Annotated in this window: 18 protein-coding genes; 6 read left to right on the top strand and 12 right to left on the bottom strand. The window is 65.0% G+C overall.

Translation table 11 applies throughout. The features are described 5' to 3' along the window. Nucleotides 1-27 precede the first annotated feature (27 nt). The 5 genes from AC1DEM_RS15825 to AC1DEM_RS15845 all read right to left on the bottom strand — a co-directional run bounded on the left by AC1DEM_RS15825 (nucleotide 28) and on the right by AC1DEM_RS15845 (nucleotide 6787). Nucleotides 28-1470, bottom strand: coding sequence for an SLC13 family permease (locus tag AC1DEM_RS15825; protein WP_476885252.1), 1443 nt, complete (start codon nucleotides 1468-1470; stop codon nucleotides 28-30). Between the two features lie 130 nt (nucleotides 1471-1600). Continuing rightward, nucleotides 1601-2719 carry an ABC transporter substrate-binding protein gene (locus tag AC1DEM_RS15830; protein ID WP_476885253.1) on the bottom strand — a complete coding sequence of 373 codons (1119 nt, stop codon included), beginning with the start codon at nucleotides 2717-2719 and terminating at the stop codon, nucleotides 1601-1603. After that, nucleotides 2716-4524: an ABC transporter permease gene (locus AC1DEM_RS15835; protein ID WP_476885254.1), complete on the bottom strand. Its 1809-nt coding sequence runs from the start codon at nucleotides 4522-4524 to the stop codon at nucleotides 2716-2718. Before AC1DEM_RS15835 ends, AC1DEM_RS15830 begins: the two co-directional genes overlap by 4 nt. Continuing rightward, nucleotides 4524-5609: an ABC transporter ATP-binding protein gene (locus AC1DEM_RS15840; RefSeq protein ID WP_476885255.1), complete on the bottom strand. Its 1086-nt coding sequence runs from the start codon at nucleotides 5607-5609 to the stop codon at nucleotides 4524-4526. Before AC1DEM_RS15840 ends, AC1DEM_RS15835 begins: the two co-directional genes overlap by 1 nt. A 35-nt stretch (nucleotides 5610-5644) precedes the next feature. Beyond that, nucleotides 5645-6787, bottom strand: coding sequence for a PrpF domain-containing protein (locus tag AC1DEM_RS15845; RefSeq protein ID WP_476885256.1), 1143 nt, complete (start codon nucleotides 6785-6787; stop codon nucleotides 5645-5647). Nucleotides 6788-6929: 142 nt separating this feature from the next. Between AC1DEM_RS15845 and AC1DEM_RS15850 the strand changes: the two genes are divergently transcribed. Next, on the top strand, nucleotides 6930-7883 hold the full coding sequence (locus AC1DEM_RS15850) for a LysR family transcriptional regulator (protein WP_476885257.1): 954 nt from the start codon (nucleotides 6930-6932) through the stop codon (nucleotides 7881-7883). A 74-nt stretch (nucleotides 7884-7957) separates the two neighbouring features. Here AC1DEM_RS15850 and AC1DEM_RS15855 read toward each other — a convergent pair whose 3' ends face one another. Next, entirely contained in the window at nucleotides 7958-9334 is a 1377-nt protein-coding gene (locus AC1DEM_RS15855) for a sensor histidine kinase (RefSeq protein WP_476885258.1), read from the bottom strand. After that, entirely contained in the window at nucleotides 9331-10029 is a 699-nt protein-coding gene (locus AC1DEM_RS15860) for a response regulator transcription factor (RefSeq protein ID WP_476885259.1), read from the bottom strand. The genes AC1DEM_RS15855 and AC1DEM_RS15860 overlap by 4 nt, the downstream gene beginning before the upstream one ends. A 128-nt stretch (nucleotides 10030-10157) precedes the next feature. On the opposite strand from AC1DEM_RS15860, the gene AC1DEM_RS15865 reads away from it, so the two are divergent. From AC1DEM_RS15865 to AC1DEM_RS15880, 4 genes are all read left to right on the top strand, one after another. Then, nucleotides 10158-11426: a COG4705 family protein gene (locus AC1DEM_RS15865; RefSeq protein ID WP_476885260.1), complete on the top strand. Its 1269-nt coding sequence runs from the start codon at nucleotides 10158-10160 to the stop codon at nucleotides 11424-11426. 136 nt (nucleotides 11427-11562) lie between these two features. Next, complete coding sequence (locus AC1DEM_RS15870; RefSeq protein WP_476885261.1) at nucleotides 11563-11868, top strand: hypothetical protein; 306 nt, start codon at nucleotides 11563-11565, stop codon at nucleotides 11866-11868. A gap of 207 nt (nucleotides 11869-12075) precedes the next feature. After that, nucleotides 12076-12978 carry an aminoglycoside phosphotransferase family protein gene (locus tag AC1DEM_RS15875; protein WP_476885262.1) on the top strand — a complete coding sequence of 301 codons (903 nt, stop codon included), beginning with the start codon at nucleotides 12076-12078 and terminating at the stop codon, nucleotides 12976-12978. Between the two features lie 41 nt (nucleotides 12979-13019). Next, nucleotides 13020-14498, top strand: a complete 1479-nt coding sequence (locus tag AC1DEM_RS15880) for an HNH endonuclease signature motif containing protein (protein WP_476885263.1) — start codon at nucleotides 13020-13022, stop codon at nucleotides 14496-14498. 301 nt (nucleotides 14499-14799) lie between these two features. Here the strand turns inward: AC1DEM_RS15880 and AC1DEM_RS15885 are convergent, their stop codons facing one another. The 5 genes from AC1DEM_RS15885 to AC1DEM_RS15905 form a co-directional block, all read right to left on the bottom strand. Next, complete coding sequence (locus AC1DEM_RS15885; protein ID WP_476885264.1) at nucleotides 14800-15276, bottom strand: hypothetical protein; 477 nt, start codon at nucleotides 15274-15276, stop codon at nucleotides 14800-14802. Nucleotides 15277-15323: 47 nt separating this feature from the next. Continuing rightward, nucleotides 15324-16415, bottom strand: a complete 1092-nt coding sequence (locus AC1DEM_RS15890) for a cytochrome b/b6 domain-containing protein (RefSeq protein ID WP_476885265.1) — start codon at nucleotides 16413-16415, stop codon at nucleotides 15324-15326. 605 nt (nucleotides 16416-17020) lie between these two features. Continuing rightward, nucleotides 17021-18004: an electron transfer flavoprotein subunit alpha/FixB family protein gene (locus AC1DEM_RS15895; RefSeq protein ID WP_476885266.1), complete on the bottom strand. Its 984-nt coding sequence runs from the start codon at nucleotides 18002-18004 to the stop codon at nucleotides 17021-17023. Between the two features lie 11 nt (nucleotides 18005-18015). Continuing rightward, nucleotides 18016-18792 (bottom strand): electron transfer flavoprotein subunit beta/FixA family protein, encoded by a 777-nt coding sequence (locus AC1DEM_RS15900; RefSeq protein WP_476885267.1) that lies wholly within the window; start codon nucleotides 18790-18792, stop codon nucleotides 18016-18018. A 586-nt stretch (nucleotides 18793-19378) separates the two neighbouring features. Beyond that, nucleotides 19379-19702 carry a hypothetical protein gene (locus AC1DEM_RS15905; protein WP_476885268.1) on the bottom strand — a complete coding sequence of 108 codons (324 nt, stop codon included), beginning with the start codon at nucleotides 19700-19702 and terminating at the stop codon, nucleotides 19379-19381. Between the two features lie 315 nt (nucleotides 19703-20017). Here AC1DEM_RS15905 and AC1DEM_RS15910 point away from each other — a divergent pair, with 315 nt between their 5' ends. After that, nucleotides 20018-21193, top strand: coding sequence for a zinc-dependent alcohol dehydrogenase (locus tag AC1DEM_RS15910; protein WP_476885269.1), 1176 nt, complete (start codon nucleotides 20018-20020; stop codon nucleotides 21191-21193). Nucleotides 21194-21222: the final 29 nt, after the last annotated feature.

Below are 21222 nucleotides of genomic sequence, written 5' to 3' on the forward strand. Positions count from 1 at the left end.
AACGGAAGCAGGCAACGGCGGGATTGATCACATGATGCCGGTGGGTACGAGCAGGGCCCAGGACAGCGCTGGGGCGACAAGCACGACTGCCCCGGCGTAGATCATCAACTGGCGGTAGACGCGTTGCCGGTCCTTCTCGTGGGCGTTGGCCACCACCAGCGCACCGTCGGTGGAGAACGGTGAGACATCCACGACGGTGGCAGCGATGGCCAGTGCCGCTACCGTTCCGGAGGCGCTCAGCGAACTTGTGGCCAGCAGCGGACCGGCAAGCGGGATGAATGCGGTCAGCAAAGCCGTGGAGGAGGCGAAGGCTGAGCCGACGCCAATCACGTAACAGAGGACGAGTGCCACCAGCAGCGGTGCCCCCAAGGCCAGGGCTTGCTCGGCAAGTGTGTCGATGACGCCCACGTGCTGGAGCAGGGAGACGTAGGTGATCATGCCGGCCACCAGCAGGACCGTGGACCAGGAGATGCCGCCGATGAACGTTCGGTGTTCCTTGATGTTGACGAGTGCCAGCAGGAGGCCGGCGCTGAGGGCCACAAATCCGATCGGCATGTGGAATCCCAGGGTGCACACAAGCATCACGGCGATCAGCGTGAGCGTGAGGACCTGCTGGCCGTGGGGACGGCCGGTACGGGCAGTGTCGAGATCGACATGCTGGCCGCTCTTACCGTCGCGCAGCCTGCCCAGAAGGGCGAACACGACGATGGTCAGTACGGTGAGGATGAGGTTGAGGGCGAAGCTGGCGGTGAAGAGTGCACCTTGAGAGATGGGAAACCCGTTTTGCAGTGCGATGTCGTGTACCAGCACGCCGGCCACGGACAACGGAGAAAAACCGCCGGCGTGGGCTCCATTGATGATGAATGCCCCCATGAGCACGGGATGGATGCGCGACTCGTAGGCGAAGGTGATGGCCGCCGGTGCCAGGAGCGCGACGGCGGCGGGGGAGAAAGTGCCCAGGGCCGTGAGTGCGGCAGCGAGCAGGAAGAACACCCAGGGCAGCAGCAGCGTCTTGCCCCTGACGAGGCGCACGCAGGCCTGGACGATGATTTCGATGGTGCCGTTTCTCTGGGCCATGCTGAAGAAGTAGGTGACGCCGATGATCGTCACAACGATGCTGGCAGGGAACTCGTTAAGGATCTCCCTGTCGGTCATTCCGAGCATGAAGTAGCCGACGCCGAAGGATGCGACCAGCCCCATCACCCCGATGTTCAGCGGCCATTTTGTGGCGACGACGAACATTAAGACGAGGATGACGAGCGGGATGATCTGGATGGCGGTCATGGTCGGCTCCGGTCTTGTGGTGGCCGCCGGGTTGGAGATGTCACCCCCCAGCAGAAGGGCGGCCAGTCCCAGGATCGCGAAACCGGCCACCGCCATCAGTAGGATACGGCGACGGGCGCGACGCTTGGGACCGTCGTCCCGGGTCTCGCCCACCGGGGCAGTGGCGCGGTGCGCAGTCTTAGTCATGATGGTCTCCTGAGAGAGTAGCTTCCGCGAGGGAGGCGAGGGAGGCGTTTGAAACAGCGGGGCGGCCGTCGTTGCGATGAGTCGGCGATCCGGGTGATCGCCTTGACCGCCCCGCTGCAGTCTGTGGGATTTAGCCGATGTAGCCGAAGACCTGGTTCCAGGTGGCCTGGTCTTCCTTTCCGTGGCGGGCCAGATCCTCGGGAGTTCCGCGACGGGGAAGCCCTGTGTTCATGGCTGGTAGCTGGACATCCATCACCTTGGGAGCCGGGGCGGTCGAGTCGGCCGGGTATTCGCCGATCTGGGAGAAAACGCTGGCTCCGCGTTTGCTGAGGTTCCAGTTCATGAAAAGCTGCGCAGCGGCTGGGTGCTGAGCCGTGGGGGTCATGCCCAGGAAGTAGTCGTAGAGCGCGAATCCTTCCTTGGGGACTACGAACTTCACTGGCGCGTTGTTGCTTGCCGCAATGTTGACGCTGCTGACCACGGCCGTGGCCACTTGGATTTCACCGCGAGACAGGCTTTCCTGCTGGGCGCCGGAGGAATCGAAGATCCGTGGCTGCTGGGCTGCGTATCCCTTGAGGTAGTCCTCGCCGAGGGCGTCGAGTTGGAAGCGCACCAGGGACGCTGAACTGCCGCCGGCGCCGACCTGAGTAGTGCCGATCTTTCCTTTCCACCTCGGATCCAGCAGGTCCTGCCAGGACTTTGGGGCGTCCGCCTCGCTGACCAGGGCTGTGTTGTAGGCAAAGGTGAAGGCCGGGTCGAAGACACGGTAGAACTTCCCGCCGTCGTACTTCACCGTGTCATCCAACTGGGCGAAGTTGGGCACCTTGTGCGGCGTGAAAGCGCCGGCCTTGCTCATGGCTGATACCGAGGAGAACTCGGAGGTGCGGATGACGTCGGCCCCCAGCTTGTTGGCGCCCTGTTCGCTGAGCACGCGCTCCAACAGACGGTTGGGCACCAGCCGGACCAGATTCACTTTGATCCCGGTGTCTTGCGTGAAGGCCTTGATGACTTCCTTCTCGCTGTTTTCCACATAGCCGCTGTAAAGACTGATGGACCCCTCGGCTTTGGCCTTGGCGAACAGCTCGCCGTCTGCCACGGTCTGGCCGTTGATGACCAGTTCGGAGGCGGTGGAGAGGGACTCGGGCTTGCTGACCAGGGTGACGGTCTTGGGGGCGCTGCAGGCGCCGGCGGTGACCGCGAGTGCGGCGGCGGCCAGCACCGACGTCGTCGTCTTGAGGATGTTTTTCATCGTGCTTCTCCGTTGGTTGCGCGGGCGCCGAAGGCCTTCGCGATGACCACCAGGGCCAGGATGACCAGGATGTAGAGCAGGCTCGTCGAGGCTGCGGAGCGCAGCGCGCCGTTGTCGTAGTTGTCAAAGACCACAATCGCCAGGAGCCGGGTGTTGGAGGTGAAAAGGAACAACGCGGCGGACAGTTCCCGCATCGCCAGCATCAGCAGCAGCAGGACGGTGGACATCACGCCGGTCTTCATCAGCGGCAGTGTCACATAGGACACCGCACGGGCCCTGGTGGAGCCAAGAAGTACTGCGCTGTCCTCGAGGTCCTTGTCCACCTGCAGGATGCTGGCGGACATGCCCCGGTAGCCCTGGGGCAGGTAAATCGCGATAAAGGCAATGATCAGCACAACGATGGTTCCGTACACGGGAAGCGGCAATACCAGCCAGGTCCACAGCAGGCCCAGGCCCATGACGATCGCCGGGATGGCGAGCGGCAGCATTGCCACGAACTCCAGGCTCTTCCGGCCGGGGGTCTTGGTCCGGTACACGAGGTAGCTGAGGTAGAACGCCAGCGCGGCACCCAGGACTGCGACGCAGACGGCCACCAGCACGCTGTTCCGTGCCGCGTCCAGGAATGTGGCGGATTGCAGCGTCTGAAAGAGCGACCAGAAGGAAAGTGCGTCTTCGCCGAAAAGCTGGCCCAGGTTGGATACGTAGGGCGAGGATTGCAGTGAGGCCAGCAACAGCGCCACCACCGGCAGCACGATTGCCAGGGCGAAATACACCAGAGCGAATGTCAGGCCCACGCCGCGGAGCTTCCCGATGTCCATCATTCGGGGCTTCATGCCCTTGCCGGAAACAGTGGTGAAGTTCCTTTTCATCACCACGCGCTGCTGGATTGCGGTGACGGCGATCAGGACGACGGTCAGGACGACGGCGACCGCCGCGGCCTCGTTGCCCCTGGCAGGTGCGGAGTTCATCAGGCGGTAGATGAAGGTGGGAAGCGTTTCAATCTGGCCGGGAGTGCCGATCATCTGGGCGACTGGAAAGTTTTCCATGGTCAGGGCAAAGATCAGTACGCCGGAGCCGAGAATCGCCGGTGTGACGAGAGGGAACGTTACAGTGCTCAGGATCTTGCCGAGAGAGCCGCCGTGGACGCTGGCGGCTTCCTCCAGATCAGGGTTCATGAGGGTCATGGCGCCGTGGATGAGCAAGAACGCATAGGGGGCGTAGTACAACGCCAGAACGAAGACCAGGCCAGGCATCGTGTAGACATTGAAGAGGTTGCCCAGGCCGATGCCGCGGGTGAGCAGGTTTAGGTAGCCCGTGGCGGGTCCGGCCAGGAGCGACCAGGCAAGTGCGCCCACCAGCGAGGGCAGGAACATCGGTGCGATGCCGATGAAGTAGATGATGGCCTTGCCCCAGATGTTGGTCCTGGCCGCGAGGAAGGCCAAGGTGCCCCCGATGAACATGGCCAGCACCGAAGAGGATGTTGCCACCACCAGGGAATTAGTCAGTGCGACCATTGACTGGTGGGAGGAGAGAACCTTGAAGTTCTCCAGCGTCAGGCCGCTGAGTCCGATCGAACCCGGCCGGGGTGTGGAGCTGCTGAATGCCGAGAAAAGGATCAGGGCCACGGGCATGAGGATCAGGATGGTCAGCAGGGCCAGCATCAGCCACGTGGGCATGGACTTCCTGAACTGGTGGCCGAGCTGGCCGCCCATCCGGCGTCGGGGCTGCGGGCCGGGCTTCACAGGGGGCGGCGTGGCCGGCCGCTGATCTGGCCGCTTGCGGAGGTCTGTGGTGGCGGCGGACATCAGGCCACCTCGGCGGGCAGGACCTGGATGTCGGACGGGCTCGCTGTGACCCAGACCCTGTTGCCTTTTTCGGCTGGCGCGCCGTCCCGACGGGAAACGAGGGCCTCGATGGCGGGGCCGCCGTCGAGCTCGATCAGGTAGCGCACGTTTGAGCCCTGGTAGCTGGCCACCGAGACCTCACCGGCCCAGTTGTTGGAGTCAGCGTCTGGCCGTTGAGCGGAGACAATGACGTCCTCCGGGCGGATGCAGGCCTTGACGGCGTCGCCGTCCAGCGTGTACTCGACGGTGGACAGTTCGAGGCTGTGCTCCGCCATCTTGTACGTTCCGGGGTGGCCGTTCTTGAGCACCGGGAAGATGTTGGTGACACCCAGAAAGTCCGCGATTGAGGCGCTGGCCGGGTTTTCGTAGATTTCGCCGGGGCTTCCCACCTGGGCGAGCCTGCCGTTCTGCATGAGGGCGATCCGGTCCGCGAGGGCAAGGGCTTCGCCCTGGTCGTGGGTGACGTAGACGCAGGTCAGGTTCAGCTTCTGCTGCAGTGCGCGGAGTTCGATCCGCAGGCGGTCCCGGAGCCGGGCGTCCAGGTTGGAGAGGGGCTCGTCCAGCAGCAGGACGCTGGGGCGCATCACCAGGCTTCGGGCCAAGGCCACTCGCTGCATCTGGCCGCCGGAGAGGAGGCTGGCGCCGCGTTTCTGGAACCCGTCCAGACCCACCAGGTGGAGTGCCTCATCGACGCGCTCTGCAATTTCCTTTCTGCCCAGTTTCTTCATTTGGAGCGGGAAGGCGACATTCTCGAAGATGGTTCGATGTGGCCACACGGCGTAGGACTGGAACACCATTCCCACGTTGCGTTTGTGGGAGGGAACATTGATGTTCTTTTCGCTGTCGAACACCACCTGGTCCCCGATGGTGATTCTGCCGCGGATAGGGGTTTCCAGTCCGGCGATGCAGCGCATGGTGCTGGTCTTGCCGCAGCCAGACTTGCCCAGCAGCACCAGGGAATGTCCGTCCTCGATTTCGGCGTTGACGCCTTGGACAGCGTAGGTATCGCCGTATTTCAGGTCGATGTTCTCCAAAGTGACTTTCATTGTCCGACTCCTTTGTCAGGTCTATTTGTGCGTAGTTAGGCGCTGGCCCGCACGGTGGCGGTCGCGCGGGTAAAGATGATGGATTCGCTGATGACGCGGGCGGCCCGTTCGAGTCCGATCCGGGCAGGTCGCCCGAACGGGTCGATGGTGGCGACGGTGGCGATGATGCCGGCCGCGGTGCCGATCCGGAGGTGGGTCATGGCGTCGGGAGCGGTCTGAATCGCGCCGTCGGCCAAGGCGGCGTTGACTACAGTGCCCGCGGTGATGGCAGCGGTGGCGATGCCGACGGCGGACGTCAGCCCGATTGCCGGGTGGGGGGCGTGCATGGACAGAGTCCGGATCGAGACGTCGTAGGCCGAGCCGCTGATGTGCTGGCCACTGGTGGTGAAGAAGTCCGCCGCGGGGCCGACGATCCCCACCTTGGGCACCGCATGGTCAACCGGGGAGCCGGCGGCCCTGAGCCCCATGCGCAAGGCGGCAGCGCTTCGGATTTCGGTGAGCAGGGGCACGAACTCTGAGAGTTCGGCCAGGCTCTCGGTTCCGGTGAGGCCCAGGGATTCGGCCGCCACCAGAACCATCGGTGCTCCGGCGTCGATCATGGAGACCAGATAGTTTCGGCCGTCCACGGAAAGTTCTTCGCGTGCGTGCCGCGTGGGCAGCGCAGAGCCGGTGCTGCCGCCTGCGGGGTCGAGGAAGGCCAGGGTGACGGGCACCCCTGTGGCCAGGGTGCCAGGGACTTGCGCCTCGCCAAAGACTGGCAGCTTTCCGTCCGGTGTGGCGACGTCGGCTTCGAGCCGTGTGCCGGTATTCAGGTTGCGCATGCGGACGAGGGTGGTTCCCGGTGTGGTCCGCACAAAACCGTGGCTCACCGCGTAGAGGGCAATCGCCGTCGCGCAGTTGCCGCAGTTGCTGCCCCATTCGACGCGGCCGTCGCCGATCCCGACCTGCGCGAAGAGGTAGTCAACATCAACGTCGTCATCGGAGGCGGCCGAAACGATGGCCGCCTTGGAGGTGGTGGACGTGGCCCCGCCGACACCGTCGATCTGGCGGGGGTCGGAGGCGTTGAAAGTGTCAATGAGGAGGGCCTCGACCCGGTCCCTCGACGCCGGGACGTCCTGGCCGTCGAACAGCCAGCATTTGCTGGTTCCGCCCCTGACCAGGGTTGCTGGGATTCTCAATGGATTCTCGATTCGAAAGTAGTTGTGGTCCGGGCCGTCCACGGCGCCTGTGTGGCCTCGGTCATATCTACTTTCGGCTCCTGCAGCGTTGAGCACAATGTTCATTTTCTTTATGTGGCTTAACTTCAACTACACTCTTGTCATGGAGCTTGATGTTCGCCGCCTTTTCCTGCTGGCAGAAATTGCCGAGTATGGATCCCTGACCGCGGCCGCCGAGGCGATGATGTACACGACGTCCGCGGTCTCCCAGCAAATGCGCCGACTCGAGACCGAGGCTGGGCAGACCCTGTTCGAACGGCATGCCCGCGGCGTGGTTCTAACGGACGCGGGTGCTGCCCTGGTGGCCAGGGCTCGGTCCATCCGGCGGGAGCTGGCCGGCGCCCAGTCCGATCTTGACGCACTGAGTGGGCTGCGAGCCGGCAGCCTGCGGATCGGGTCCTTCCCCACGGCCTCCGCCTCCATTCTGCCGTTGGTTCTGACCCAGTTCGCCAGGGAGCATCCGGCCGTTTCCGTGTCAGTTAAGAGCGCATTGAGGGACCCCCTGCGCGAACTGCTGCTGATGCGCGAGGTGGAGCTGGCCCTCCTTTGGGAATACGACTGGAGCCCATTCACGGACCCGGAAATCGACACCGAAAAGCTCGTGGACGATCCCACCGTCCTAGTCGTAGCGGGGAGCAGTGACGTGGGGCGCAGCGGCCCGGTGGATCTCAGCTCCCTCGCTGCGGCCCGGTGGATCATCCGTGCGGACGGGCACCCCGTGGCGGACGTGTTGACCAGAAGCTGCCACGCGGCAGGGTTCGCTCCAGACATCTCCTATGACGCCCACGACTATCAGGAAGCTCAGGCAATGGTGGCGGCAGGACTCGGCGTGGCCCTAGCCCCCCGGCTATCGCTCACAAATCTGCGGGACGACGTCAGGCTTGTTCCGCTCGATCCGCGGATTCCCGTCCCGGTCCGCCGGATTCTGCTCGGACAGCTTAAAGGGCGCACGTCGACGCCAGCCATGCTCGGCTTCCAGCAAACCCTGCGGGAGGCATCTCGTGCGATGCCTCAGACCTTCGGCCGACCGGGCCAGCTCGGCTCGGTCAACATCTGAATTCAAAAGCGGAGCGGCACCCAATGTACGCGGACGACGGCGGGACGTTCCGCCGTCGTCCGCCCGGTGTGAACCTACTGCGCCGGGCGTTCCTGGGGGACGGGGATCTCGAGTCTCACGATAAGGCCGGAGGTAGCTGCATTCTCGAGGGTGACGGTGCCGTGGACTGATTCTGCGGCGGCCGCGACGATTGCCAGACCCAATCCCGAGCCGGTCGCGGTGCCGCGCACGCTCTCGTCCCGCGAGAACCGATCGAAGGCGTGGGGAAGGAACTCCGGGTCGATGCCAGGGCCGGTGTCGGTGATGACGGTGATGATGTGGGAGTGTTCCTGCCTGATGGTGGCGGTGATCTTTCCTTTCCCGTCGACGGCGCGGAGGGCATTCGAGAGCAGATTATCGAGCACCCTCCCGTAGAGAAGAGCCGGCATCGGCGTCGGTACGGCGCCGTTTGCGTGGTCAGGTGTGATCAGTTCGATCTCGACGTCCTCGCCCATGGCGCGGAGCCGCGCCCGATCGATGGCTTCCCCGGCCTCATCGACGAGGTCGCCCACGACGGTGGCCGACGTTGGCGGGCGTCCGGCATCCAGGCGCGAGAGTTCCAGCAGGCTTTCAACGAGTTCGGAGAGCCGGGTGGTTGCGCGCTCGGCGCCGAGGATATCGGAGTCAATGCTGCTGCGGTCGCCGGTGCGGAGCAGCTCAAGTTGCGCCTGCAGAACGGCCAGTGGGGTGCGTAGTTCATGGCTGGCGTCCGAGACAAGCTGCCGTTCCCGGGAGGCCGAAGCCCGGAGGGTCGTGATGAGCCGGTTTAGGGTCGCGGCGAGGCCGGTGATCTCATCCCGTGCCGGACCCACGGGCAGCAAGTCTTCGGCGCCGGCCGCGACGATCGCTTCCGCGCTTCGGCGCAGTTGCGTGACCGGGCGGAGCGCAGCTCCTGTAAGAAGCCACGAGGCAGCGCCGAACAGAAGCGTGAGGGCGCCCAGGCCTAAGGTCACCCCCGTTGTGAGGTTGTTGAGGACGAGATCAGATTCCTGCTGGTTGCGGGCCGAGATGATGGTCCAGTTTCCGGCGCCGGTCGGGACGGTCTCGACGGCGACCAAGTAGGTGGCCTCACCCGCGACGAGCTGCTGCGGGCCGGTGCTGGCTCGGTTGATAAGTGCCATATTCGAGGTGATGGCGGCCGGCAGCGTCGAAACCTGGCTGGTTCCGGCAGGATCGATGACTGCGACGAGCTGACCTTCGCCGGGATGGTCGCGAGGTTCGTTCGGCTCCTGCTCAATGGCCGTTTCGAACTGGGTGGCGTCGCTTTGGAGTACTTCGAAAGCGGCGTTTTGCATAATGCCCTCGACCTGCTGCCGCACAACGAGGCCAACGGTACCGAAGAACAGGGCGGCCAGCAGCAGCGTGCCCATCGTGATCCGGGTACGGATGGAAAGCCTGGAAACCGCCTTCACGGCTCGCGCGCAAGCTGGAAACCGATTCCTCGTTCGGTGCGCAGGCTCACCCCGGTCGGGAGGGGATCGAGTTTGCGGCGGAGGTAGCTGATGTACTGATCGACGATATTCGAATCTGCGTGCTGAAGCTTTCCCCAGATCTCCGACAGAATCCTCTCCCGGGACACTGTCTCATCGACGTGTTGGGCCAAAAATCGCAGCAGCGCGAATTCCTTGGGGCTCAGCGGAACCATCTTCCCGCCCGCTCGGACGAGGTGGTTGTGGCCGTCGATGATCAGCTCTCCGACCTCGATCCGGGGACTGAGCGCCAGACTCTCCCGGCGACGGAGCGCCCGCAGACGCGCTGCGAGCTCGTTGAAAGCGAAGGGTTTGGTGAGGTAGTCATCGGCGCCGGAGTCCAGCCCTCGCACGCGGTCGCTGACGTCGTCCCGGGCCGTGAGCATCAGGATGATGAGCGCGGGAGACGCCTCGCGCAATCGGCGGCAGAGTTCGAATCCGGACATCCCCGGCAGCATCACATCGATTATCGCGACGCCGTAGTCCGTTTCCTGTGCTGAGATCAGGGCTGTCAGGCCGTCTTCGATCCAGCGTGCGTCGTAACCTTCGTCGCCGAGGCCGCGGGCGAGGAGGGGCCCAAGTTCAGTGTCGTCTTCGACGACCAGCACTCGTACGGGACGGTCACAAGGTTCAGCCATGGAGCCATTCTCGCCGAAACGGGCACCGCGTTGGCGCCACGGTGTCCATCGACGTGTCTGTGAGGATTCTCAGACAGGGCACCTTTTTTCGCAGTTTCACCGGAGCATCGAATGGAAGGGTGCAGTTCATGAGCACCCGAGAGATGACATCGCCGCCCCCAACCAAGCTGCTGAGCAAGGTTCCTGAGATCACGATCTGGTTCTGGATCATCAAAGTCCTCTGCACGACGGTCGGCGAGAGCTTCGCCGACTTCATCAACGTAGCCCTGGGAGTAGGTCTGGTTGAAACAGCTGTCATCTTCACCGGAGTGACCGCCGTCGTACTTGCTGTGCAGATGAGGCTCCGAGGCTACCGCCCGGACGCGTACTGGCTCACGGTGGTTCTGCTGAGTATTACCGGAACGCTCTACACCGACCTGCTCACAGACCAGGCAGGCGTGCCACTCTGGATCAGCGCCAGCGTATTCTCAGGGATGCTGGCTGTGGTCTTCACCATCTGGTTCGTCAAAGAACGGACCCTCTCCATCCACAGCATCACCACCAGGCCCCGCGAAGCGTTCTACTGGCTAGCTGTCCTCGTGACTTTCGCCCTCGGCACGGCCCTGGGCGACTGGACGCTCGATCTCACCGGATGGGGACCCGGCGCGTCGATTCTGCTGCCCCTCATCCTCATCGGCATCGTCACCGCCCTCTGGCGATTCGGGGCCAACCCGGTACTCGCCTTCTGGATTGCCTACATCCTCACCCGTCCCCTGGGAGCGAATATCGGAGACTGGCTCAGTCTCACAGCCCCCGAGGGCGGCCTGGGCCTGGGAACGCTCACCACGAGCATCATCTTCCTCTTGGCCATCCTCGCCACGGTCGTATATCTCTCAATCAGTAAAACCGACACGGCCGAACGCACCTCGGGCAAGACAGCGCCTGCGGCGCCCCCCGGACGTCGTCGGACCGCGTTGGGAATCCTGGCAGGTGTCGCGGTCGCCACCATCATGCTCCTCGCCTACACCAGCAGCCTCCCGCACAAGAGCGCTCTTGCCGACGAAGGCCCTGCAGCAACCTGCCAGGCCGGCTCCGCCGCGCCGACCCAGCCCGAGGCCCAAGCGGCGGCGCAGGCAAACTTCCCTGCCTCGAACATGGCCGAGTTCCGAACCATCACCTCCGACACCCTCGCGTTCGTCAAGAAGGGCGACCAGGCCGCAGCCGCGGCCCGGGTTACCGATCTCGAGACCGCCTGGGATGACAACCAATCTGCGCTGAACGCTGCCGACTGCACCGCGTGGACCTACATCGACAAGCAGATCGATCCCGTCCTGTCCGCTGTCCGCTCGCCCAACCCCAAGCCGGCGACCGAACAGACTGCCCTGAAGAACCTCCTTGCAACGCTCGGAGGTGCCTGAGCAGCCCGCCGGTCCCCACGGGACGGTTGTGGCAGCCCGGACCTGCGCCCGATCAAGCCCACCGTCCGGCCCTACCGGGAAAACGCTGGACGGCCTATCGTGGTCCCTGCCATCAGCCCGAGGGAAAGGAACGACGATGTTCACCCTGCAGATTAGCTACCCGGTCCGGGACTACGACGCATTCAAGAAAGTCTTCGACACCGATCCCGCAGGCCGCGCCGCCTCGGGCGCCCGGTCCGTCCGCTTGTTCCGGGATACCGAGGACCAGAACAGCGTGGCCGTGCTCCTTGACTTCGACACCAAGGACGCCGCGACCGGCTTTCTGGACAAGTTGCGCAGCCAGGTGTGGGACAAACCCGAGGTGATAGGGCAGCTGATGACGGCAGCGCCGACCGCCAGGATTCTGGAAGAGGTGGGCCGCGAGGGCCAGGGCGCGGGCTGACCGCTGACTTGTCCGGCCGCCGGATGAGCTAGCCGCAACTTCATGCTGTCCCACGACGACGGCGGGACGTCCCGCCGTCGTCCGCTTCCGTGACGTCGTTCCGCGCCCTGTCCCCGTCCGCGCCGTCCCCTCTTGGGGCCTTGAACTATATTCGGACAAGGGCAAGGATCGGACTGCCTTGCAGGCACAAGGAAGGCGGATTTCTGAATGGCACGAATGCCGCCGGCCACGGTGGACGTGAGCAGCGCGGTGGTCCAACGCCTCGTCTGGGACCAGCGGCCCGACCTCGGCGATTGTCCGATAGCGCGGGTTGCGAACGGGTGGGACAACGCGACCTTCCGGCTCGGTGACGGCCTGGCCGTCCGGCTGCCGCGCAGGGCGGAGGCCGTTCCGCTGGTACTGCATGAGCAGCGCTACCTTCCCGACATAGCTCGCCGCTCCCCGGTTGCGGTTCCTGTCCCCGTCCATGCCGGCAGGCCGACGTCGGAGTTTCCATGGCCGTGGAGCATCGTGCGGTGGGTCCCGGGAGCTGCTGCGGCCGACGTCGGCCCGGCAGGCCGAGGGCCGGCTGCTAAAGGCCTGGCCGATTTCCTGCTGTCCCTTCACGTGCCGGCCGAAACCGGCGTCCCGGTGAACCCTTTCCGGGGTGTGCCGCTGACAGAGCGTGACGCTGTGCTGGTGGAACGGCTCGGGGACCACGAACGCTACCCGCAGGCGGCAGCGCTGAGGGCAGTGTGGGCGCAGGCCTGTGCCGCCAGAGCCTGGGATGGTCCGGCGATGATGCTCCACGGGGACCTCCACCCCGGCAACATTCTGCTTGGGGACGACGGCTCCCTGGCGGGCGTCATCGATTTCGGCGACGTCGGGGCAGGGGACCCGGCTGTCGATCTTGCGGTGGCGTGGCTGATGTTCGACGCCGGCAGCCGCCGCCGCTTCATGGGCGCCTTTGGCTCCGCGGTGGACGGGGACATCTGGATGAGGGCGCGCGGTTGGGCCCTCCTCCTGTCCACCGCGATGCTGAGCAACTCCGACGACAATCCGCGGATGTTCGCCGTAGGAAAGTTCGGGATCAGGCAGATCCTGGCTGACGGACTTAGCCTGCAACTCTGACGCCGGCGTTAAATGTCAGTGGCTCCCATTACGGTGTGGGTATGGAAGGCAGAGCAGCTGCGGAGTTGTTGGAGGCCATGGAGGCCTCCCTTGCCAGGTTGGTGGCATTTGCCGGTCGCGGAGCCGGGAACGCGGCCTCGGCTGGCGCGGACCCTCTTCGGGATGAAGCCGACGCGTGCCTGGACGGCATGGCTGAGGTGGCCAGCGTGGAAGCCAGGCTGGCCGCGCTGAAAGTGCACTTCGCCGCCGGGTATGCCCGCGCTTCCGCCGCCATGACGGGCCCAGCCGCCTCGCCGCAGGAGCGCACCGCCCAGGAAATGGCGCTGACAGCAGAGGTGGCCTGCGTCCTGACCGTGAGTGAAAGATCAGCGGCGGCGCTTCTGGCGGAGTCAGCCACCCTGACCACCGGGTTGCCCCTGACGTTGGCTGCGCTGCGGGCAGGGAGCATTTCTTGGCAACACGCGCGGGTGATGTGTGATGAAACGTCCGGCCTGGACCCTGCCGGGGCGGCTGCTTTGGAGGCTCATTTCCTGGACCCCGAAGCTCCCTTTGCCGCGCGCGGCTGCCCGGCTGGGGAGCTGGTGCCGGGTAGGTTCCGGGCCAAGGCGCGCAAATGGCGTGAGCTGCACCATCCTGTGAGCATCGAAGCGCGGTACCGCAGGGGTGTGGAGGACCGCCGGCTGGAATATGTGCCGGACCGGGACGGCATGGCCTGGCTCTCGGCCTATGTGGCTGCGGACGTGGCGGTGGGTGTATGGTCCCGTACCACGGAAGCGGCCCGTGCCCTGCAGGAGCCGAATGAATCCCGGACCCTGGCCCAGCTCCGTGCGGACGTCGCCGCCGACTGGCTGCTGGCGGGGGTGGCGGAAGGAACTCCGTCACCCAAGGCGCAGGTCCTGGTGACCGTGCCGGTGCTGTCTCTTTTGGGCGCGGCCACGGAACCGGCCACGCTGGACGGGTATGGGCCCGTTCCGCCGAGCATCGCCCGCCGGCTTGTGGGGGATGGCGCCGGATCGTTCCTACGGGTGCTGACCGATCCGCGCAGCGGAGCACCGCTGGAGATCGGACGGACCAGCTACCGGGTTCCGAAGGCGATGCGCCAATGGTTGCGCCTTCGGGATGGCCGGTGCCCTTTCCCGGGTTGTAATAACCATTCCCTGGATAACGAAGCGGATCACGTTTTGGCTTGGTCCGAAGGAGGCGGCACCGGCATTACCAACCTGGGCCAGCCATGCCGTCGGCACCACCGGCTCAGACACACCACAGCGTGGAGGCCGGTTGACGCGACCCGGGACCAGCCACCCGGCTGGATCTCACCTGCGGGACGCTCCTATCCCAGCGAACAACAAGACTGGGAACCACCGCACTGGCCGGAGCGCCTCGGCCACGCGGGTGAAGGCCGGGAGTTGGAACCGCCCGACTGGCCGGACGAACTTGCCGGCGCCGTCGGACCCGGAGAAACCGAACTGCCATTACCCGTGGATCCCTTTCCTGACTGGGCACTGTTCATCGCGGCGTAGGATCGGCGCTCCAAGTTCCCCTCCCGTTCAATGAAAGGTTCGACGGATGCGCCGGCTGTTGGCCTGGGGCACCTGCCTCCGGCGGCCGCTGGTCGGCGCTGCAGGCGAACGGCACCCAAACGCAGGCGGAGGTAGCGCAGCCCTGCGTCAATTGATGAAAGGTAGCCCTAGAAGGCGGGACCAGGGCTGAGGATTCCAACTCGCGACCATATGCCTCACCCCGCTGCTGACGCCTGATCCCTGCAGTGATAGGCCCGGAGGACGGCTCCTCGATGCCAGCGGCCTGGACCATTCTCCGCACTTACTCTTCGACAACCCCGCCTGTCGATACTCCGCTCAGGGTGTCGATGTAGTCCAGCGTTTTAGGACTGACGTGCCGCACGGCCCCGAGAGCCTCCCGCAGAACGGCTCTGTTGGCGGGGTCGCTGAGCCTTCCTCGGAGATCCATTACCGTCTCGATGCCCTGACTCTCTAAGACCCGCGTCAAGTCCTCCACCTGGGCGAGGCGGCCAGGCGACGGCCAGCTGATAACTTCGGAAAGCGCCCCCGTATCGAGGCGCCGCCGGAATCCACTGGTCGTGGCGGCATCGGGCCAGGCCTCCACCAGAGCGATAACGCGCGGCCTGACTGTCTCGTGGTAGTTCTGTCGTCGCTGCAGCGAAGCATCAACAATGATGGCCCCTATGTGGTCCCAGCTACGGCTGACTTCGGTCGAGTCGTCTGTGCCGTGAGAGTCCATGTGCGCAGGGAGGTTGGCATCATCATTATCGGTAGTCATAAGTGAATACTTCCATGTGCCGGCGGTGAACGTGCGGGCGGTGACGCCTAGCGGCTGCTCACCTGACCGAACCGTTTCGCGATTGGTGCCAGCACCAGCGGGCGGGCGGCGTACCAACCGGCCGCCGTGATGGCGATTGCGGCCGCGAAGAGCCAGAAGCCGACCCAGTTCACCTCGTCGGTGCCGCCGAACATGTGGTTCAGGTTGCGGAGCGCACCGGTCGCGAACACCAGGAACACGTGGACGAGAATGAATAGCACGAAAAACAGCATGGTTGGAAAGTGGATCGCGCGCGCAACCTCCACCGGGTAGACCTTGTTCAGTGTCTTCGCGTCCTTCGGCCAGAACTCGCTCATGCGCACACCCGTGATTGCCGCGAGCGGGGCCGCGATGAACACCACCACGAAGTACATGATCTGCTGCAGGCTGTTGTAGTTCACCCAGCCGGACTCAACCGGCCAGTCGAGGGTCATGTACTGGAGGAGCGCGGAGAGCGCGTTCGGGAACGCCTCCCAACTGCTCGGTACGATTCGCGCCCAGCGGCCGGTGGCAAACAGCAGCACCACAAAGATGAGTCCGTTGGCCAGCCACAAAATATCGAGCGCCTGGTGCAGCCACAGGTTGATGCTGATCTTCTTGCCACCGCGCTTTGGCGTCCAGAACGCAGGCGGCTTCTGCTCGGTGCGCACCTGATAGCCGGAGCGAATGATGAGCACCATCAGGAAAATGTTGAAGAAGTGCGCCCACTGCGCCCACCAGGGGAAGCCGGGCTCTGCCGTAGCGGGCAGGCCATACGCGCCGGGGTACTTCTCAAGGAACTCCGGCACGCCCGGCAGCGTCGTCACACCGCGCGCGGCGAGCACAAGAATCCCAGCGGCGGCCACGGCGCCGACCGCGAAGAGCACGGCGAGCTTGATCCACTGGCCCAGGGTGCGCGATCCGTAGAGCCTCGCCTCGGCCTTTGGCTTCACGGGCTTCTTAGCGGCTACCGGCTTTTCAGCGGCGACGGGCTGTGCCATTGATGCCGGGGCGGTTGTCACCGCGGGTGTACTCGCCGTCGTCGACCGCTCCGCCTCGGCAACGGTCTCCACCACGCTGGCAGCCGGAGCAACGGTCTCCGCCTGGGCAACGGGCGCCACCGCGCTAGCGGCCGCCACCATGCTGGTGGCCGGAGCAAGTCCAGCGGGCGGCCAGGGTTCACCACCGGGGACGCGAGGAAGCCCGCGACGAAGCGGGGTGCTTCCCACCGTCAGCGTGGCGGCTGCGGTGTCCGGAGCAGCTGCAGGCGACGTCGTTGTCGGCACTGCTGCTTCGACAGCAGCTTCTGCAGCGGCATCCGCGGCCGGCGCGGGAGTGGCGACGGCGGCCACAACTGCGGCGGGAGCCGCGGAAGGAGTCGGCACTGATACCGAGCCCGCTGGCGGCCAAGGTTCGCCGCCCGGCACCCGCGGCAGGCCGCGGCGAAGCTGCCGCACCACGGCGGCGCCTGCGCTTGCCGCAGGGACGGGAGCAGGCAGCGCCGCACCCGGTGCCGTTGCCGGCGTCGTTTCCTGGGCCGCTTCAGGCGGAGCAGGGGGAGCAGAGGGCCCGGCGGCAGCCGGTTCCGCCGCAGAAACAGGTGCAGACCGGGGTGCCGCTTCTGCCGTGAGAATGCGTGCGGGCGCCTCGCCTGCTGCAGGCCAGGGGTCACCGCCTTCGACGCGCGGCAGGCCCCGCCGGATATTCCGAGACAGAGTTGCCATCGCTACTTCTTCCGAGCCTCAAGGGCGCTGATCAGCTGGGGCACAACCTTGAAGACGTCGCCCACCACCCCGAAGTCGGCGATCTCGAAGATCGGCGCGTCTGAATCCTTGTTGATGGCAACGATCGTCTTCGCGGTCTGCATGCCAGCCCGGTGCTGAATCGCGCCGGAGATGCCCAGCGCAATGTACAACTGTGATGACACGGAAACCCCGGTCTGGCCTACCTGCTGCGACTGCGGGATGTAGCCTGCATCCACCGCGGCACGCGAAGCGCCAACGGCAGCACCGAGGGTATCGGCGAGCTGTCCAACGAGGGCGAACTGTTCCTCCGACCCGAGGCCGCGGCCACCGGCCACAACCTTCGCAGCGCCACGCAGCTCCGGTCGTGAGGTGGCGGCAACTGCCTCATCGAACGAGTCGATCCGCGCGGCCGGCTTCCCGGAGGGCGTCACCGCCAGGGTGTCCGACGCCGGCGGCTGAGCCGTAGCGCGCGCTTCGATGGAGCCCTGGCGCACCGTAATGACCGGCGCCCCAAACGTGGACGTCGAGGTCACGTTGTAGGCACCGCCGTAGACGGAGTGGTGTGCCACGACGCCCTCGTCATCACGCGACACCCCGATCGCATCGGCGGAGATCGCTGCCCGCGAACGTGCAGCGTAGCGGCCGGCAAGGTCGCGCCCATTCAGGGAATGCGAGATCAGGATCGCGTCCGGCTGCGCCTGCTGCACAGCGGCGGCCAGCGCGTCAACGCTCGGCACGCCGAGCGCGGACGGATCCGGAGTTTCCGCGATCAGCACGTGCGCGGCACCCAGGGCCGCGGCCTCCGCGGCGGCGGCGCTCCCGGTGCCGGGGGAGGCAAGCACCAAGGCAATGGGCGTGCCAGCTGCAGCGGCGGCGCCGAAGAGTCCGGGTGCAGCCTTCTCGAGCTCACCGGAGGGCCCGGTTTCCACGACGACGAGGATTGCGTCACGAGGGAATTCAGTCATGTCGATACTCCTTACGCCAGTCGGTTTTCGATAAGGAAGTCAGCCAGCTTCTCGCCGGCATCACCCTCGTCAACGATCTTTACGCCCGCTGCCCGCGGGGGCTTCTCCGCAACGGTCAGCATGATGGACCGGGCAGCGTCCGGGTTGTCGGCCGTGATCCCGAGGTCTGCGAGGGTAAGCACCTCCAAGGGCTTCTTCTTCGCGGCCATAATTCCCTTGAAGTTCGGGAAGCGCGGCCCGGGAAGCGCCTCGGTTATGGAAATCACCGCGGGTAGGTTTGCGGATACCTTCTGCACGCCGGATTCAACGCCTCTGGTGCCAGATACGGCGGCCTCGCTGATCTCTACGGAGCTGAGGCCGGTAGCAAGCGGCAGGTCAAGCAATTCTGCAAGCATCGCGGGAATCATGCCGCCGGATCCATCGGTGGAGACGTTGCCAGTGATCACAAGGTCAAACTCAGCGCGACGGATGGCTGCCGCGAGGGTTTCAGCAGTCAGGCCAAGATCCGCACCCCGCAGCGCCTCGTCACAGATGTGGATGGCGCTCCCCGCGCCCATCGCCAGCCCCTTGCGTATCGTCGCGGTGGCACCCTCGGGAGCGAGGGAGAGGATCGTGACCTCAGTGCCCGCATGTGCGTCGGCGTACGTTAGTGCCAGCTCAAGGGCCCGCTCACCGACCTCGTCAATGACTGTCTCGCTGGCTTCTCGATCGGCGAGGCCTGTTTCGAGGTTCAGTTTTCGGTCCCCGTACGTGTCGGGGACCTCCTTTACTAGGACGAAAATCTTCATCGATGGCTCTTCCTGTGGCGGGCTGTCTCAATGGGGGAGACACGTCGGATCTCCATTGAGTCTACGAAAGTGCTGCCCTTCCGGGCGCACGGGGCCCGTGTCGCGGGTTGCACCGCGGACGACGGCGGGACGTCCCGCCGTCGTCCGCTCCCTGGGGCAGCAACTTTTGGAAGCGGTTGGCCAGCGGCAGTGCAACGCAGGAGCCGACGTCGACGCTTCCAAATCCTCATTGTGGCGGCGGTTCAACCGCGCCACGATGTTCGTATGAGCGCTGAAACACCGCAAGCGGAGCTGAACCAAGCGGTGGTCTCCATGCTGGAGGGCCGCGCCGAGTTGCGCCCGCTCCCGCGAAGCCTGATGCCAAGGCTGCAGATGGGAGAACCACGGCGCTGATCGCCCTGCTTCAGGCGGCCGGGCTGCTGGGCAAGCTCGTCCCGGCAGCGGACAAAGTCAGGGCAAGTGGGCTGGCGAAGGACTATTGGCCTGCCCGCGCGGTGGAGGACGAACTGCGCATGAGCAGACTGGCGGAGGAAGAAGAACCCGGCCTATGAGGCTGCCTGGTCCTGTGACCCGGTGATCGTCGGACCTAGGTGTTGAGCTCCCAATGGACGCGGATGGCCTCGGCAATTGGGCCGGCGGTGACATCGACCCGGAAGGCCACGGGCGCGGTTCCTGTCTCTTCGATGACCGCGTCACGATACACGCGGCCGCATGACGGACACAGCGTGTAGAGGTCCTCATCGTCAGGCCATGTGGCCAGCCCTGCGGGGACAGGAGTGTCACCGCCGTTGTGAACGGGGATGCCTTGTGAGTTGCACTGGATCAATCCGTTTTGGCTGACAGTGTTGCCGCATATGCAGGTGATGGTGGTGACATCATGGTCGACGACGTCGGCAGTTTCAGTGTCCATGACGAGCTCCCCGGCGTGGTTGGGATGTTCTGTTTGTAGCCTATGCCTGCGGATCTGCCAAGGGGCCTCTTGGCCATCAAATAACCTCAGCAATCGTGCGGCTGGCCTCTGCCTTTCAATGGTGCTCTTCTGAAAATGACAAAACCTCGTGCTCAGCGTCGCCAACACAACGGCAGCATGCTCCCGTCCGACGGCGGTTGGTCGGCATTCCCGCGAGCACCGGGGCGTGGGGCTCCTTCCCATTCAGGCGCGAACAAGGAATGATCGTATTGATCAGTAGACTTACTAATTTGGATTGCGACTGAAGGAGCGAATATGAGGGCACTTACCTGGCAGGGAAAGCGGTCGGTCAGCGTGGAGATGGTTCCTGATCCGGTCATTGAGCAGGGGACGGACGCCATCGTCCGGATCACATCATCGGCGATCTGCGGATCGGACCTCCACCTGTACGAGGTCCTTGGCCCGTATATGAAGGCCGGCGACATCCTGGGCCACGAACCCATGGGTGTGGTTGAGGCGGTCGGCTCCGAGGTCAGGAACCTGAAGCCGGGCGACAGGGTGGTCATCCCCTTCAACATCTCTTGCGGCCATTGCTGGATGTGCAAGCAGGGGCTGCAATCCCAGTGCGAGACCACTCAGGTCCATGCTCACAACAGCGGGGCAAGCCTGTTCGGGTTCTCCGAGCTCTACGGCTCGGTCCCCGGCGGGCAGGCGGAATACCTGCGCGTGCCCCACGCCGACTACGGACCGATCAAGGTGGGGCACGAGCTGCCCGATGAGCGGTACCTCTACCTCTCCGACATTCTTCCCACAGCCTGGCAGGGAGTGAAATACGCGGACGTCCCCGCCGGCGGCACACTTGCGGTCTTTGGGCTCGGTCCGGTGGGGCAGTTCGCCAGCCGGGTCGGCCGGCACCTGGGCCAGCGGGTCATCGCCGTCGAGCCGGTTCCGGAACGCCGCCGCATGGCAGAGCGGCACGGAGTGGAAACGATTGACTTCACAAAAGACGTCGGTGACCAGCTGCGCGATATGACCGACGGAAGGGGCCCTGACGCGGTGGTCGACGCCGTCGGCATGGAAGCGCACAATTCGCCCGTCGGCGCCTTTGCTCAGAATGCGGTCGGGCTCCTGCCCGATGCCCTGGCAAAGAAGGCGATGGAGACGGCCGGCGTAGACCGCTTGACGGTCCTGCACGCAGCGATCGACTCCGTTCGCCGGGGCGGCACAGTCTCGCTCAGCGGGGTTTACGGGGGCACGGCGAGCCCCATGCCGCTGCTGACCATGTTCGACAAGCAGATCCAGCTGCGAATGGGCCAGTGCAACGTCCGCCGTTGGACGGACGAGCTTCTCCCGCTCGTGGAAGATTCTGCGGACCCGCTCGGCGTCATGGACCTGAAAACTCACGAGGTTGACCTCGACGGCGCCGCGGCCGCCTACGAAATCTTCCAGAAAAAGGAAGACGGCTGCATCAAGGTGGTCCTGAAGCCGTAGCCAAGATGTGCCCGCTCCTGGTGATTGCC

The organism is Arthrobacter sp. 05T420, from assembly GCF_056396305.1.

What these genes read in the sequence shown, in the direction of transcription:
- AC1DEM_RS15835 (WP_476885254.1), bottom strand. Translation starts at nt 4,524, where the DNA reads ATGTCCGCCGCCACCACAGACCTCCGCAAGCGGCCAGATCAGCGGCCG.
- AC1DEM_RS15865 (WP_476885260.1), top strand. Translation starts at nt 10,158, where the DNA reads ATGAGCACCCGAGAGATGACATCGCCGCCCCCAACCAAGCTGCTGAGC.
- AC1DEM_RS15830 (WP_476885253.1), bottom strand. Translation starts at nt 2,719, where the DNA reads ATGAAAAACATCCTCAAGACGACGACGTCGGTGCTGGCCGCCGCCGCA.
- AC1DEM_RS15900 (WP_476885267.1), bottom strand. Translation starts at nt 18,792, where the DNA reads ATGAAGATTTTCGTCCTAGTAAAGGAGGTCCCCGACACGTACGGGGAC.
- AC1DEM_RS15910 (WP_476885269.1), top strand. Translation starts at nt 20,018, where the DNA reads ATGAGGGCACTTACCTGGCAGGGAAAGCGGTCGGTCAGCGTGGAGATG.
- AC1DEM_RS15840 (WP_476885255.1), bottom strand. Translation starts at nt 5,609, where the DNA reads ATGAAAGTCACTTTGGAGAACATCGACCTGAAATACGGCGATACCTAC.
- AC1DEM_RS15895 (WP_476885266.1), bottom strand. Translation starts at nt 18,004, where the DNA reads ATGACTGAATTCCCTCGTGACGCAATCCTCGTCGTCGTGGAAACCGGG.
- AC1DEM_RS15860 (WP_476885259.1), bottom strand. Translation starts at nt 10,029, where the DNA reads ATGGCTGAACCTTGTGACCGTCCCGTACGAGTGCTGGTCGTCGAAGAC.
- AC1DEM_RS15885 (WP_476885264.1), bottom strand. Translation starts at nt 15,276, where the DNA reads ATGACTACCGATAATGATGATGCCAACCTCCCTGCGCACATGGACTCT.
- AC1DEM_RS15870 (WP_476885261.1), top strand. Translation starts at nt 11,563, where the DNA reads ATGTTCACCCTGCAGATTAGCTACCCGGTCCGGGACTACGACGCATTC.
- AC1DEM_RS15905 (WP_476885268.1), bottom strand. Translation starts at nt 19,702, where the DNA reads ATGGACACTGAAACTGCCGACGTCGTCGACCATGATGTCACCACCATC.
- AC1DEM_RS15875 (WP_476885262.1), top strand. Translation starts at nt 12,076, where the DNA reads ATGGCACGAATGCCGCCGGCCACGGTGGACGTGAGCAGCGCGGTGGTC.
- AC1DEM_RS15850 (WP_476885257.1), top strand. Translation starts at nt 6,930, where the DNA reads ATGGAGCTTGATGTTCGCCGCCTTTTCCTGCTGGCAGAAATTGCCGAG.
- AC1DEM_RS15880 (WP_476885263.1), top strand. Translation starts at nt 13,020, where the DNA reads ATGGAAGGCAGAGCAGCTGCGGAGTTGTTGGAGGCCATGGAGGCCTCC.
- AC1DEM_RS15825 (WP_476885252.1), bottom strand. Translation starts at nt 1,470, where the DNA reads ATGACTAAGACTGCGCACCGCGCCACTGCCCCGGTGGGCGAGACCCGG.